Below are 556 nucleotides of genomic sequence, written 5' to 3' on the forward strand. Positions count from 1 at the left end.
AGCCGCAAAAATCCCTACTGCGGCTACATCATCCTGGAGAAAGACACCGTGACCGGCCTGTATGACCCTTGGCAGGGCGGCGGAAGCGTGTTTGAAATTCAGCTGGAGCGGGATGTGAAGCTGCCGGTCAAATACATCCGCTCTGCCCTCCCGGACGGCGGTGACGGCTACGCGGTGGAAAGCGTCTACGGGATGTGCAGCTCCGCATGGACCCGGGGCGGCGTAAAGATGATCCATGCGCCGGTGAAATATGCCGTCCCGGCGTAGGAGGATGGCAAATGAAAATCCTCTCCTGCGGCGCAGGGATGCAGAGCACAGCCCTGGCCCTGATGAGCTGTGAGAACGCAAAGGCCGGGCGGCCCGTCCATCCTCTGGTCCCCATCTATGACGCCATCATTTATTGCGACCTCGGGTTTGAACCCCCATGGGTCGCAAAGCAGGTGGACTTCATCCGCCGGGCCTGTGCGTCCAGCGGTCTGCCGTTCAAGGTATTGAAATCACCCTTATATTCCGATTTCATTCGGAATTTTGGCGAGCGGCGGACCATCAGCATCCC

General features: G+C 59.4%; 1 protein-coding gene and 1 pseudogene. Both read left to right on the plus strand.

Going from position 1 to position 556, the window contains the following annotated elements:
• A partial coding sequence (locus tag B5F94_RS16610; RefSeq protein WP_204247523.1) for a hypothetical protein occupies positions 1-267 on the plus strand: 267 nt, incomplete at its 5' end.
• Positions 268-278: 11 nt separating this feature from the next.
• Positions 279-556: pseudogene (locus tag B5F94_RS16065) on the plus strand (hypothetical protein); the annotation flags it as partial.

The organism is Flavonifractor sp. An4 (assembly GCF_002161755.1).
Taxonomy (GTDB): domain Bacteria; phylum Bacillota; class Clostridia; order Oscillospirales; family Oscillospiraceae; genus Flavonifractor; species Flavonifractor avicola.